Annotated in this window: 10 protein-coding genes; 5 read left to right on the forward strand and 5 right to left on the reverse strand. The window is 64.5% G+C overall.

The genetic code is table 11. The annotated features are described in order from the left end of the window. Nucleotides 1-62: 62 nt before the first annotated feature. Nucleotides 63-1,046, reverse strand: coding sequence for a sugar-binding transcriptional regulator (locus CH306_RS10320; protein ID WP_094631965.1), 984 nt, complete (start codon nt 1,044-1,046; stop codon nt 63-65). Between the two features lie 121 nt (nt 1,047-1,167). Between CH306_RS10320 and CH306_RS10325 the strand changes: the two genes are divergently transcribed. From CH306_RS10325 to CH306_RS10335, 3 genes are read left to right on the forward strand one after another with little or no spacing between them, the layout of a single operon-like run. Further along, entirely contained in the window at nt 1,168-2,022 is an 855-nt protein-coding gene (locus CH306_RS10325; protein ID WP_094646524.1) for an MIP/aquaporin family protein, read from the forward strand. After that, complete coding sequence (glpK, locus tag CH306_RS10330; protein ID WP_045198146.1) at nt 2,019-3,536, forward strand: glycerol kinase GlpK; 1,518 nt, start codon at nt 2,019-2,021, stop codon at nt 3,534-3,536. Before CH306_RS10325 ends, glpK begins: the two co-directional genes overlap by 4 nt. After that, entirely contained in the window at nt 3,533-5,239 is a 1,707-nt protein-coding gene (locus tag CH306_RS10335; protein WP_032395443.1) for a glycerol-3-phosphate dehydrogenase/oxidase, read from the forward strand. The genes glpK and CH306_RS10335 overlap by 4 nt, the downstream gene beginning before the upstream one ends. 5 nt (nt 5,240-5,244) lie before the next feature. Here CH306_RS10335 and CH306_RS10340 read toward each other — a convergent pair whose 3' ends face one another. Continuing rightward, nucleotides 5,245-5,805, reverse strand: a complete 561-nt coding sequence (locus CH306_RS10340; protein WP_094646525.1) for a TetR/AcrR family transcriptional regulator — start codon at nt 5,803-5,805, stop codon at nt 5,245-5,247. Nucleotides 5,806-5,927: 122 nt separating this feature from the next. Here CH306_RS10340 and CH306_RS10345 point away from each other — a divergent pair, with 122 nt between their 5' ends. Continuing rightward, nucleotides 5,928-7,361 (forward strand): FAD-dependent oxidoreductase, encoded by a 1,434-nt coding sequence (locus CH306_RS10345; protein ID WP_094646526.1) that lies wholly within the window; start codon nt 5,928-5,930, stop codon nt 7,359-7,361. On the opposite strand, the gene glgX is transcribed toward CH306_RS10345, so the two are convergent. Beyond that, nucleotides 7,342-9,384, reverse strand: coding sequence for a glycogen debranching protein GlgX (gene glgX / locus CH306_RS10350; RefSeq protein ID WP_094632189.1), 2,043 nt, complete (start codon nt 9,382-9,384; stop codon nt 7,342-7,344). The genes CH306_RS10345 and glgX overlap by 20 nt on opposite strands. Before the next feature lie 122 nt (nt 9,385-9,506). Here glgX and CH306_RS10355 point away from each other — a divergent pair, with 122 nt between their 5' ends. Next, nucleotides 9,507-11,888 (forward strand): response regulator, encoded by a 2,382-nt coding sequence (locus tag CH306_RS10355; protein ID WP_094646527.1) that lies wholly within the window; start codon nt 9,507-9,509, stop codon nt 11,886-11,888. Here CH306_RS10355 and CH306_RS10360 read toward each other — a convergent pair. Together CH306_RS10360 and CH306_RS10365 are read right to left on the reverse strand one after the other, a co-directional pair. Then, nucleotides 11,882-12,268 carry a DUF5313 family protein gene (locus CH306_RS10360; RefSeq protein WP_094646528.1) on the reverse strand — a complete coding sequence of 129 codons (387 nt, stop codon included), beginning with the start codon at nt 12,266-12,268 and terminating at the stop codon, nt 11,882-11,884. The two genes, CH306_RS10355 and CH306_RS10360, sit on opposite strands and share 7 nt — an antisense overlap. After that, a complete protein-coding gene (locus tag CH306_RS10365) occupies nt 12,265-12,717 on the reverse strand; it encodes a MarR family winged helix-turn-helix transcriptional regulator (protein WP_045198157.1) in 453 nt (150 codons plus the stop codon). Before CH306_RS10365 ends, CH306_RS10360 begins: the two co-directional genes overlap by 4 nt. Nucleotides 12,718-12,972 lie beyond the last annotated feature (255 nt).

The following is a 12,972-nucleotide window of genomic DNA, read 5'->3' on the forward strand; positions in this document are numbered from 1 at the left end:
CGCAAGAGGGCACCCATGTGCACGAAACTTCGACCCCTGCTACGAAGTTCCGCTCACGTAGGTCAGCCGCGTGAGCGAAGGATCAACTGGGCCGCGCTGATGTCGTCGATGACGAGGTCGGTGATCAATCCGCCGCGCAGCGCTGCGGTGAGGGCATCGAGTTTGGACGCTCCGGCGACGATGCAGACTCGGCGCGGAACCACCTTGAGCCGATCCAGGCTCGGTCCACTCGATCTGTCGTTCAAAGCAATTCGGTCGTGGCTGCCATCGGAGCGCAGGAACACGGTGGCGATGTCGCCCACGACACCGTCCCGTTGGAGCTCGGCTCGATCCTCGCGCTCGAGGTAGCCGGAGCTGTAGACGTGACTCGGAACGGCACCGCTCATGACGCCGATGCTGAACACGGCGAGGTTCATCCGATCCTGTAGTTCGAGTACTCGCTTGATGCTGCGTTCGCGCCACAGGTGTCGGCGGGTTTCGGGGTAGTCGAAGAAGGCGGGCACCGGAAATCCCTGCGCGACAGCACCGTAGGCGTCGGCAAAGGTTCGGACGATGTCGGTGGCGTAGGAGACTCCGGTGGTTCGGGTGTTCGCTGCGCCGTTGAGCTGCACGACGGTGGAGTTGTGGGTTCGTTTGGGTGCGAGCTTGCGGCTGACGGCGCTGACGGTGGTTCCCCAGGCGACGCCCATCACCATGTCGGATTCGAAGAACGATGTCAGCAATCGGCCCGCGAAGGTGGCGACGCGATCGAGGCGCTGCAATTCGTCGACGGTTTCCGACACGGGGACGACATGTGCACGAATGTCGTACAGATCGGCGAATGCACGCTCGATTCGCGGTGCTTGACCGAGCGGGGTGGAGATCTTGATTTCCACCAGTCCCGATGCCCGCGCGAACGTGATGAGTCGTGAGACCGTCGAGCGAGATACGCCCAGCTCACGGCCGATCGCCGCCATCGTCATGTCCTGGAAGTAGTACAGGCGCGCTGCCTGGGTGGCATGGCCGGTCCGCAGATCCGATTCGGGCGCAATGCGTGGGTCCGTCACCGTCGCAGTGTACGACCGATTTGCACATATGTGCATCAGCTGTGCAACGCAGTGCAGGCCGTCTACCGTGGCAAACAGCACGCAATGTGGCGTGCATCACCAACTTTGCGGAGGCTACACAATGGCTCGTAAGGAACCGGAATGGGGACTGCCGGCGCACATGGCTGCCGAGTTCGCCGGAACCATGATTCTCATTCTGTTCGGCGCCGGCGTCGTCGCGCAGGTGGTCTCGGGCGGTGAATCGGGAAGTCTCGGAGACCACGACTCGATCGCCTGGGCATGGGGCCTGGGGGTGATGTTCGGCATCTACGTCGCCGGTCGAATCACCGGCGCGCACCTCAACCCCGCGGTCACGATCACGTTCGCACTCTTCCGCGGATTCAGCTGGAAGATGGTTGCGCCCTACATCCTCGCGCAGACCGCAGGTGCCTTCGTGGCCGCGCTGCTGGTGCGCTGGAACTACAACGACATGATCAATGCAGTCGACCCCGGGCACACCACCGCCACCCAGACGATCTTCTCGACGCTTCCCGGCAACGGAACGTTGCCCGTCAGCGTCTCCTCGGCACTGATCGACCAGATCATCGGCACCGCGATCCTGCTGTTCCTCATTGTGGCAGTGACCGATTCGCTCGGCACCGCGCCGATGGCCAACATGGCTCCACTGATCGTCGGCCTCATCGTGGTCGCCATCGGCTTCGCATGGGCCACCAACGCCGGATACGCGATCAATCCGGCCCGAGATTTCGGACCTCGCCTGGCGTCGTACATCACCGGATACGGTGGAGCCTGGCGAGATCAATACGGCGGCCTGTACTTCTGGGTCCCGATCGTCGGACCTCTCGTAGGCGGACCGATAGGAGTGTTGTTGTACGACCTGCTCATCGGTAAGAACCTGCGCAAAGACGAAGGTTCGACGCCCGAGCCGCCATCACGACTCCCAGCAGACACCCAGACCACAGGAGAGAAGCCATGACCGAGTTCGCAGGAAAGTACGTCGCCGCGATCGATCAGGGAACCACGTCCTCACGCTGCATGATCTTCGATCACGCCGGTACCGTCGTCGCGGTCGATCAGAAGGAACACAAGCAGATCTTCCCGCAGGCCGGCTGGGTCGAGCACGACGCGTCGGAGATCTGGGACAACGTGCGCGCCGTCGCGGCCGGTGCCATGGCCGCTGCCGATCTGACGCGCGAGGACATCGCCGCAGTCGGCATCACCAACCAGCGTGAGACGGCGCTGGTGTGGGAGCGCGCGACGGGCAAGCCGATCTACAACGCCATCGTCTGGCAGGACACCCGTACCGATCGGATCGCCACCGCACTGGGTGGGGGCGACGCCAACAAGTACACCGCGAAGACCGGGCTGCCCCTGGCGACCTACTTCTCCGGACCCAAGGTCAAGTGGATCCTCGACAACGTCGACGGAGCACGCGCCAAAGCCGAAGCGGGAGAACTGTGTTTCGGCAACATGGACACGTGGGTGCTGTGGAACATGACCGGCGGAACCGACGGTGGGCTGCACTACACCGATCCGACCAACGCCTCGCGTACCCTGCTCATGGATCTCGACACGTTGCAGTGGGACGAGCAGATCTGTGCGGACATGGACATCCCGATGTCGATGTTGCCCGAGATTCGCTCGAGCTCCGAGGTGTACGGCACCGGCCGTGAGCGCGGTCCGTTCCGCGGGGTACCGATTTCCGGCATCCTGGGCGACCAGCAGGCAGCCACCTTCGGGCAGGCCTGCCTGTCTCCCGGCGAGGCCAAGAACACCTATGGCACAGGCAATTTCGTGCTCCTCAACACCGGCACCGAAAAGGTCATGAGCAAGAACGGCCTGCTGACCACGGTCTGCTACAAGATCGGCGACCAGCCGACGGTGTACGCGCTCGAGGGTTCCATCGCCGTGACGGGTTCGCTGGTGCAGTGGCTGCGCGACAACCTGGGCATGATCTCCTCGGCCGCCGACATCGAGACCGACGCACGGTCGGTGGACGACAACGGCGGTGCCTACTTCGTCCCCGCGTTCTCCGGTCTCTTCGCCCCACACTGGCGGTCGGACGCCCGCGGTGCCATCGTGGGACTGACGCGATTCGTCAACAAGGGACACCTGGCCCGCGCCGTCCTCGAGGCCACCGCGTATCAGACGCGTGAGGTGATCGAGGCCATGAACGCAGACTCCGGCGTCGATCTGGAGGTACTCAAGGTCGACGGCGGCATGGTGGTCAACGAGCTGCTGATGCAGTTCCAGTCCGACATCCTGAACGTCGACGTGGTTCGGCCTGTCGTGGCCGAAACCACCGCTCTCGGAGCGGCATACGCGGCCGGCCTCGCCGTCGGGTACTGGGAGAGCGAGGACGACATCCGTCAGAACTGGGCCGAGGACAAGACATGGACGCCGTCCATGGACGAGAACCAGCGGGCGAAGCTCTACGCCGGCTGGAAGAAGGCAGTAACACGTACTCTCGATTGGGTTGATGAAGAATGAGTTCCACCACAACGGCTTTGAGCCCGCAGTCGCGCGCCGACGCGCTGGCGAGGATGGAAGCCGAAGAGCTCGACATCCTGGTGATCGGCGGCGGCGTCGTCGGCGCGGGCACCGCACTCGACGCCGTCACACGCGGCCTGAAGGTCGGTCTGCTCGAAGCGCGTGACTACGCGGCCGGCACGTCCAGCCGCTCGAGCAAGCTCTTCCACGGCGGTCTGCGCTACCTCGAGCAGTTCAACTTCGCGTTGGTGTTCGAGGCGCTCAAGGAGCGTTCGCTGGTACTGAACAAGCTCTGCCCGCATCTCGCTCGTCCGGTGCCGTTCATCTATCCGCTGGAGAAGGTGATCGACCGCCCGTACGTCGGGCTCGGCATCGGCGTGTACGACGTCATGGGTGCCGGACGCGGCGTGCCGAGTCATCACAAGCACCTCGGCAAGAAGAAGACTCTCGAGTCCTTCCCGTCCGGCAAGCGCTCGGCGATCCGCGGTGCGGTGAAGTTCTACGAGGGTCAGGTCGACGATGCTCGGCACACGATGATGCTCGCCCGTACGGCGGCCGCCTACGGTGCGTTGTGCGCCAACAGCACTCGCGTCACGGGCTTCCTGCGGGAGGACGACAAGGTCGTCGGCGTCGTGGCGAGCGACCTCGAAACGGGCCGCTCCTTCGAGGTACGGGCCAAGCAGGTCATCAATGCCGCCGGTGTCTGGACCGACGAGGTGCAGCAGATGGTCGGTGGGCGTGGACAATTCCAGGTTCGCGCGTCCAAGGGTGTGCACCTGGTGGTGCCGCGCAATCGCATCAACAGTGCCACCGGCATCATCACGCGAACCGAGAAGAGTCTGCTGTTCGTCATTCCGTGGGGAAGTCATTGGATCATCGGTACGACCGATACCGACTGGAAGCTCGATCTGGCTCACCCGGCCGCGAGCCAGAGCGACATCGACTACATCCTGGGCCACGTGAACAAGCTGCTCGCCGATCCGTTGGACCGCACCGACGTCGTCGGTGTGTACGCGGGATTGCGACCGTTGCTGTTCGGTGAATCCGATTCCACCAGCACACTCTCGCGTGAGCACGCGGTGTCCAGTCCGGTGCGCGGATTGACGGTGATCGCGGGTGGCAAGTACACCACCTATCGCGTGATGGCCAAGGACGCAGTCGATTCCGCAGTGCACGGGCTCGAGCGGACGGTACCGAAGTGCGTTACCGAGGACATTCCGCTCGTCGGTGCCGATGGCTACCTCGGGGCGTTCAACTCCCGTGCCCTGACGGCCGAGCGCACCGGTATGCGTGTCTCACGCGTCGAGCACCTGCTGGGTCGGTACGGCACTCTGATGGGTGAGTTGTTGGACTTGATCGACGGCAACCCCGAGCTCGGCGAGCCTCTCGAGAGTGCGCCGGAGTACCTGAAGGCCGAGGCCGTGTATGCCGCGAGTCACGAAGGCGCGCGGCACCTCGAAGATATTCTGACGCGTCGTACCCGCATCTCCATCGAGGTTCCCGATCGTGGTGAAGCGGCGGCCGACGAGGTGGCCCGGTTGGTGGCACCCATCCTGGGATGGGACGACCAGCACGTTGCCGAAGAGATCGAGCACTATCGGCTTCGCGTTCTGGCAGAACGGGATTCGCAGCAACAGCCCGATGACGACACTGCTGATGCAGCCCGTCTCGGGGCACCGGACGTGCGTGCCGGGGTGAGCTGACCTACTCAGTCGAGTGGTTCGGTGAGGTAGCGCCGCAGCGTCGGTCCTACCCACCGAACCAACTGCTCGTGGGTCATCTCGGCCAATGGAGGTACCGCGAGGATGTAGCGTGCGAACACCAGACCGAGTACCTGGGTTCCCACCAGGGCAGCCCGCTCCGCATACCGATCTGGCGAGACTGCGGCCAGCGCCGGCGCGACCTGGGTGGCGAACACCTGCTGCATGGTCGTTGCCGCCGCGGCATTGGTAGCCGCAGCGCGCATCAGGGCGAGGAACGTTCCGTCTTCCTCCCAGACCTGGAAGAACCTGGGCATCAACACTTCTGCAATGCGCTCCGGTGGGACGTGGGTCAGATCCGGAATGTCGAGTTCGAACGTGGCGGCCTCGGCGAACAACGCTTCCTTGGTTCGGAAATACCTGACGACCATCGCCGCGTCGACGCCCGCGGTGGCGGCGACGGATCGCATGGTGGTGCGGTCGTAGCCGTCGGCCGCGAATTGGGTGCGGGCTGCGTCGAGAATGCGAGCTCGGGTGGCGGTCGCGGATCGAGGTTGTCGTTCGGTCATCTCCGTAGCCTAAGTCAACGACCGTTGACCACAGTGCTCGACGGGTCTATCGTCGGAAGTCAACAGTCGTTGACCAAGAATTCGCTGACCCAGGAATTCGCTGACCACAGTGGGAGTGCGTCATGAACCATTCGGACGTGATCGTCGTCGGTGCAGGTCCGGCGGGCTGCATGCTGGCGGGGGAACTCGCGCGTGCGGGCCGCTCGGTGACGGTGCTCGAGAAACACGATGCACAATCACCGCTGTCGCGAGCTTTCGGAGTACATGCCCGCACGCTGGAGATTCTCGACAGTCGTGGTCTGGCCGAGGACCTGCTCTCCACCGGAGCGCACGCGCCGGGACTGAAACTCTGGAACGGACTGTCCCTCGACCTCGGCGCACTACCGTCGCAGTTTCCGTATCTGCTGGTCACGCCACAGACCAACGTGGACTCTCGACTCGAGGAGTACGCGCGGGCATCCGGTGCGCGGATTCTGCGCGGGGTCGAGGTCACCGGTCTCGAGCAGAATGCCGACGGAGTAGTGGTGCGCGGGACGGTGGCCGACGGCAGCGCGCAGGAGTGGACGGCGTCGTATGCGGCCGGAACCGACGGAGTGCACAGTATCGTCCGCACGTCGATCGGACTCGACTTCCCCGGCAGGGAATTGCTGCGGTCGATCATGCTCGCGGATGTCCGGTTGGTCGATCCGCCCAACGGTCTGATCAACATCGGCGCAGGCAAGGACTGCTTTGCGTTCGTCGCGCCGTTCGGCGACGGGTGGTTTCGAGTGATCGCCTGCGACCGTACCGACACCGCAGACGTAGCTGCATCCGTCGACGAGACGCGGCTTCGTGACGTGGTGCGCCGCGCACTCGGAACCGACTACGGCTGGACCGACGTGCGATGGAGTTCGCGCTTCTCCTGCGACGAGAGGCAAGTCCGGCGCTACCGAGTGGGCCGGGTATTCCTGGCCGGCGATGCGGCGCACGTACATTCGCCTGCCGGGGGACAGGGCATGAACACCGGAATCCAGGACGCGATGAACCTCGGCTGGAAGCTGGCAGCCGTCCTCGGCGGTGCCGACCAGAAGATCCTCGACACATATCACGACGAGCGGCATCCAGTGGGAAAGCTGGTGTTGCGCAGTAGCGGCGTGACGATTCGCATGTTGTTGCTGCGCTCGGTGGTAGCGCGGACGTTGCGCAACATCGTCTCCGCACGGGTGCTTCGTAGACAACGTGCCGTCGGCAGGATAGCCGGGATGTTTTCCGGTATTTCGATCTCGTATGCTTGCCGACGTGGCGAGCACCCGCTGGTTGGCCGGCGCGCAGTGCAGATACCCCTCATCGACGGCACCGTCACCACGGCGCTGCGCGACACCACTTTTCTGATGATCGGCGAGAACGATTGCAGCCGAACGGATATCCCCCGCCGAGCCGACCACGGTCCGGCAGTCCTCGTCCGGCCCGATGGATACATCGCATGGGCCGGACGATCGGACTCGAATCAATGGCAGGCTGTTCGAGACCGGTGGACAGCAGAGTGTTCCGCCTCGATCAGCCCTGCAGCAACGTGAACGAGTGCTCTCGGATCAGGATGGACGGGCCGCCGGCCTCGTAGGCCTGATCCGGGTCGCTCGAGATCGTCTGAGTCCAGGTGCCCTTCGGCAGAGTGAATTCCACGGCTCCGGGTGAGGCGTTGACCATCCACGCGAACGAGGCATCACTTTCCCCGGCGCGCATGAGGACCAGAATGCTGTGGGCGTTGCCGTCGGACCAATCCTCGTCGGACAGCTTCTCGCCGTCGGCGCGATAGAAGTCGACGGTGTCCGGGCCGGCTCCCTCCTCGTCGGAATCGCTGTCGTGCCGAAACCAGGTGGGGCGCAGTGCCGGGTGCTCGGTGCGAAGCGCGATGAGGTGCGTGGTGAAGTCGATGAGGTCCTGATCGGCTGTGCTCCAGTCGAACCAGGAGACCTCGTTGTCCTGGCAGTAGGCATTGTTGTTGCCGTTCTGCGTCCGGCCGAGCTCGTCGCCGCCGAGGATCATCGGCACACCGGCCGAGAGCAGCAGCGTCGCAAGGTGATTGCGTTGCTGGCGAGCTCGCAATGCGTTGACACCCTCGTCGTCGGTCGGGCCCTCGGCACCGCAACCCCACGAGCGGTTGTCGGATTCGCCGTCCTGGCTGTCCTCGCCGTTCTCCTCGTTGTGTTTGTCGTCGTAGGAGTTCAGGTCGGCCAACGTGAAGCCGTCGTGTGCGGTGATGAAGTTGACGCTGGCCAACGTGGGTCGACGGGTGCTCTCGTAGACGTCCGGGCTGCCGGTGACACGTTGCGCCAGTGCAGGCAGAGCGCCGCTCTCGCCGCGCCAGAAATCGCGAACGTCGTCGCGGAACTTGCCGTTCCACTCCGACCAGCGCGCCGGGAAGCCGCCCACCTGGTAGCCCTGGGTGTCCCACGGTTCGGCGATGAGCTTGACCGGCGCGAGCGTCGGATCCTGATGCACGAGGCTGAGGAACGCGCTGTGCACGTCGAGGTCCGAGTCCTGACGAGTCAGGGTGCTGGCCAGGTCGAAGCGGAAGCCGTCGACGTGCATCTCGGTCACCCAGTAGCGCAGTGAGTCGAGGATGAGTGCCAGGGCGGCGGGGTGACCGACGTTGAGGCTGTTGCCGGTACCGGTGGTGTCGTAGTACGCGCTCCGGTCGTCGTCGACGAGTCGGTAGTGCGAGCCGTTGTCGATTCCCTTGAGCGAGAGGGTCGGTCCGAGATGGTTGCCCTCGGCGGTGTGGTTGTAGACGACGTCGAGAATGACCTCGATGCCGTTGTCGTGCATGGCTTTGACCAAGGCCTTGAACTCGTCCACCTGGCCGCCGGTGTCGCCGGTGCTGCTGTACTCGTTGTGCGGGGCGAAGAAGCCGATGGAGTTGTAGCCCCAGTAATTGCGACGGCCCTCCTCCAGCAGATGCGAATCCTGAACGAACTGGTGGATCGGCAGCAGTTCCACTGCCGTGACGCCGATTCGTTTCAGATGTGCGATGGCTGCGGGGTGTGCCAGTCCGGCGTAGGTGCCGCGAATGTCCTCGGGCACATCGGGATTGGTGGCGGTGAATCCCTTGACGTGCACCTCGTAGACGACCGTCTTGTCCAACGGTGTGCGCGGTGACTCGTCTCCCGACCAATCGAAGTTCGATTGCACAGCAACGGAATACGGCATGTACGGTGCCGAATCCTCGTCGTTGCGGGTCTCCGGCTCGTCGTGCAGATGCGAGAAGACCGACTCGTTCCAGTCGACCTGACCGGTGATGGCGGTGGCGTACGGGTCGAGGAGCAACTTCGCCGAGTTGTGCCGTAACCCCGACGCGGGGTCCCACGGACCGTCGACGCGCAGACCGTACCGCGCTCCCGGGGTGACGTCGGGAACCAGATCGTGAAAGACGTGGCCGGTGCGCTGCGTCAAAAGCGTTGTACTGCGCTCTGTTCCGTCGTCGTTCAATACGACCACGGAGACCGAGTCCGCTGTTTCGGAGTAGACGGCAAGGTTGGCACCGTCGTTCGACAGACGTGAGACGCCCAAGGGGTACGGGAGACTGAATGAGGAGGGCATGGTCGCGGCAGTACCCCCGTAACGCTCGAGCGAAACGCCTGCATACCGAGCGTTCGGCTACTATCGACGGCGAGATTGCGGCCGCCGAGCACCAGCGGGCGCAAGTTACGAAGGACGATGCGATGAACTCCCCACGACCCGATGCCGGTTCGGCCCGCCTGGACGAGCTGTTTCCGGGTGACAACGCGACCGACGCCAGGTTTCGGGAACTGGACTGGGCGGCGACCGAGTTGGGGCCGGTGGACCAGTGGCCGCAAGAGTTGATCACCGCGATTCGCACCGTCATGCCGTCGACGATTCCGATGCTGATCTGGTGGGGTCCTCACCTGGTGCAGATCTTCAACCACACGTACACCGACTTCCTCGGGGACAAGTTCCCCGCGGCCGCAGCGCAGCCGGCCAAGGTCTGTTGGGCGGAGATCTGGGACGAGATCGGAGAGTTGGCCCGACAGGTCGTCGACGGCGGCACGGCAGTGCACGGTGCTCGCCAACGGTTCATGATGAACCGGTACGGATTCCTCGAAGAGACGTACTTCACTTTCTCCTACAGCCCGATCCACGGTCCCGGACGCGCGGTCCTCGGCGTGTTCGTCGCCACGTCGGAGGTCACCCAGCAGGTGCTCGGTGACCGTCGTATGCAGGCGTTGCTGAGCCTGGGGACGCTGACAGGCATCGACACCGACGGTGCCGAGGACATCTGCCGGGCGGCCGTGGGCGCGCTCGCGGCCGAAGCATCGGAGTTTCCGCTCGTCTCCGGTTACCTCCGCGAAGGCATGAATGCGGACGGCCGCGTCGAGTGTGTCGTGACCGGCGGCGACGTCGGCTACGAGCGCTCGACGTGGGAGTGCGCCGATCTCGCCCGGGTCGCCGACGGCGCAGTGGCCGTGGCGACGGTCGGCGTGGACGGCAACGTTCCTCGGGCCGTCGTCGTGCCGTTGACGATGGCAGGCCGTGTGCAGCCGGTCGGTGCGCTGCTGATCGGGGTGAGCAGCCACCGAGTGATCGACGATGCCTTCACCTCGTTCTGTGGCGTCGTGGCCGAACGCGTATCGACTGCGCTGACCGCCTCCCAGGCCTTCGAGATGGAGCGGCAACGCGTCGTGGCGCTGGCCGAGGCCGATGCGGCGAAGACGCGGCTGCTCGAAACCGTTGGGCACGAATTCCGAACACCGCTGACCCTTCTCGCCGGTCCGCTGGACTCGGTACGCGAGAGTGCTTCCTCGCAGTTGGGCGAACCCGATCGGCAATCCCTCGACGTGGTCCACCGCGCATCGGTACGACTACGCCGACTCGTCGACGATCTGATGGATGTCGTCAGCGCCGACGCGGGCCGACTCGAGGCCCGTCTCGAACCCACCGATCTCACGGCGGTGACGCGTGACTGCGCGACGCTGTTCGCGACGGTGGCGTCGGACCGCGGTCTCGACCTGGAAGTCGATACGTCCGAGGACGTCGTCGTGCTCAGCGACGGCGAGATGTGGTCGAAGATCGTGTTCAACCTCGTCGCGAACGCCATCAAGTACACCCCCACGGGCCGGGTGTCGGTGCGTCTGAGGGCCGAGACCGACACCGTTCGGCTCGTGATCGCCGATACCGGGCTCGGAATCCCCGAAGACGATCTGTCGCGCATCTTCGATCGATTCCACCGGGTCGAGCACGCGGGAGCGCGCAGTATCGAAGGGTTCGGCATCGGGCTCGCGCTGGTATCGGACCTGCTCACAGCCCTGAACGGGCATGTGGATGTCGACAGCGAGGTGGGCATCGGGAGCACGTTCACCGTGGTCGTGCCCCGGGTGCCGGTCGAGGCTGCGGTGCCCGTCGACCGTCCGGCAACACCGACCGATTCGGTGTCGGCGATCTTCGTGGCCCACGAATCGACGCAGGCGACGCCCGATCGAGCGGACATTCTGCTCGTCGAGGACAACGTCGACATGCGCAACTACCTGCTGAGGCTGCTGACCGAGGAAGGGTGGTCGGTCGCCACCGCAGGCGATATCGAGACCGCACTCGATCTGGCACGGTCGACGCCGCCGGGCATCGTGCTCACCGACGTCATGCTCCCCGGGCGCAGCGGACTGGACCTGGTCGACGAGATCCGCCGCGACACCGGCCTGCAGCGTGTGCCCGTGATACTGCTGACCGCGCGAGCGGGAACGGACTTCGTGCTCGACGGCCTGGGCCGCGGGGCCGACGACTACATCGTCAAACCGTTCCACGATCGAGAACTCGTCGCCCGTGTGCGGGTACACCACGAACTCTCCCGTATGCGCGAACAGATCCTCGCCGAAAGTGACAACCAGGCCTCGACGCTGCGCACTGCCCTCGACACCCGCGGAACGATCGGCCGGGCAGTGGGAATTCTGATGTCGGTCTACCGCATCGACGAAGATGCCGCGTTCACCCAGCTGACCGAACTGTCGCAGAACTCCAACCGAAAGACCCGCGACCTGGCAACCATGATCGTCGACGACTTCACCGCCGGGCTCGACCGAGAGCGTCAGTGATTGCGGCGGTACTTCTCGCGTTCCCGTTCCATTTCGGCCGTCTTCTTCTCGCTCTTCAGACCGGCCGGGAGCCCGTGGATTTCCAGGCGTCGGGCACGGTTCTGATCCATGTACGCCGCCGTGTAGAACAGCGCGAGCAGCAGGCTGAGCAACACCATCGAGGCGCGTAGCCAGATCGCTCCTGGGAACAGGACGAAAAATCCGATGAAGATCGGCAGGAACGGAATCATCGAGCGCAGGATGTGACGCGGCGTCGCTCCCGGACCGACGAGGTCGCGTCGGACCCAGCCCTGGAACTCGTCGGGGAGTTTGCGGCCGAGGACGGCGTAGCCCAGCCATTGGCCGAGGGGCGGACGGGTGCGGGTCGGGCGAGCGTTCACGACAGTGCTCCTGCTGCGATGGCCGCGTCGTTGACGCGGGTGAGGACGCGTCGCAGTTCGTCGAGCTCGGCGAGCGACGCGCCGAGCTTCGCCACGACGGCGGGTGGAATTTTCTCGGCCTTCTTGCGGAGTGCGGCCCCGGCCGGGGTGAGCGCGACGAGCAGAACGCGCTCGTCCTCGACGCTTCGATTGCGGGTGAGCAACCCCATCGACTCCAGACGCTTGAGAAGCGGCGACAGGGTGGGGGAGTCGAGCTGCAGTGCCGATCCGATGGCTTTGACCGACATCGGCGACTCGCCCCACAGTGCCAGCATCACCAGATATTGCGGATGCGTCAGCCCCATCGGCTCGAGCAGGGGCCGATACACCGACAGCACGGCACGGTTGGCGACGGCGAGTGCAAAGCAGACCTGTCGATCGAGTGCGAGTGGATCTTCGGCGGTGGCCACGGTCCCAGGCTACCAGAATTGAGTAGTGCACTAACCATTAGTGGGCGATGCGATATCGAAAGTCGGTACTCGATGCCCGAAAGATGTTGCAAAGAAGGGCAAATGCTCGCGCGGCGAGGTGTTGTCAGAGTCCCGGTCGGTCCGAATCGGGCGGATCGACGTTCGGCATTCCATCCGGTCGGTCGCTGTGCAATGCTCCATGCAATTCGCCATTTCGTTGTGACAAATCCTGCCCTGCTGACACCTCCCGAGAGG

Source organism: Rhodococcus sp. 15-725-2-2b, from assembly GCF_002259075.1.
Classification (GTDB): domain Bacteria; phylum Actinomycetota; class Actinomycetes; order Mycobacteriales; family Mycobacteriaceae; genus Rhodococcoides.

Excerpts from the sequence above, each read along its gene's own strand:
- CH306_RS10325 (WP_094646524.1), top strand. The coding sequence starts at position 1,168 with ATGGCTCGTAAGGAACCGGAATGGGGACTGCCGGCGCACATGGCTGCC.
- glpK (WP_045198146.1), top strand. The coding sequence starts at position 2,019 with ATGACCGAGTTCGCAGGAAAGTACGTCGCCGCGATCGATCAGGGAACC.
- CH306_RS10335 (WP_032395443.1), top strand. The coding sequence starts at position 3,533 with ATGAGTTCCACCACAACGGCTTTGAGCCCGCAGTCGCGCGCCGACGCG.
- CH306_RS10340 (WP_094646525.1), bottom strand. The coding sequence starts at position 5,805 with ATGACCGAACGACAACCTCGATCCGCGACCGCCACCCGAGCTCGCATT.
- CH306_RS10345 (WP_094646526.1), top strand. The coding sequence starts at position 5,928 with ATGAACCATTCGGACGTGATCGTCGTCGGTGCAGGTCCGGCGGGCTGC.
- glgX (WP_094632189.1), bottom strand. The coding sequence starts at position 9,384 with ATGCCCTCCTCATTCAGTCTCCCGTACCCCTTGGGCGTCTCACGTCTG.
- CH306_RS10355 (WP_094646527.1), top strand. The coding sequence starts at position 9,507 with ATGAACTCCCCACGACCCGATGCCGGTTCGGCCCGCCTGGACGAGCTG.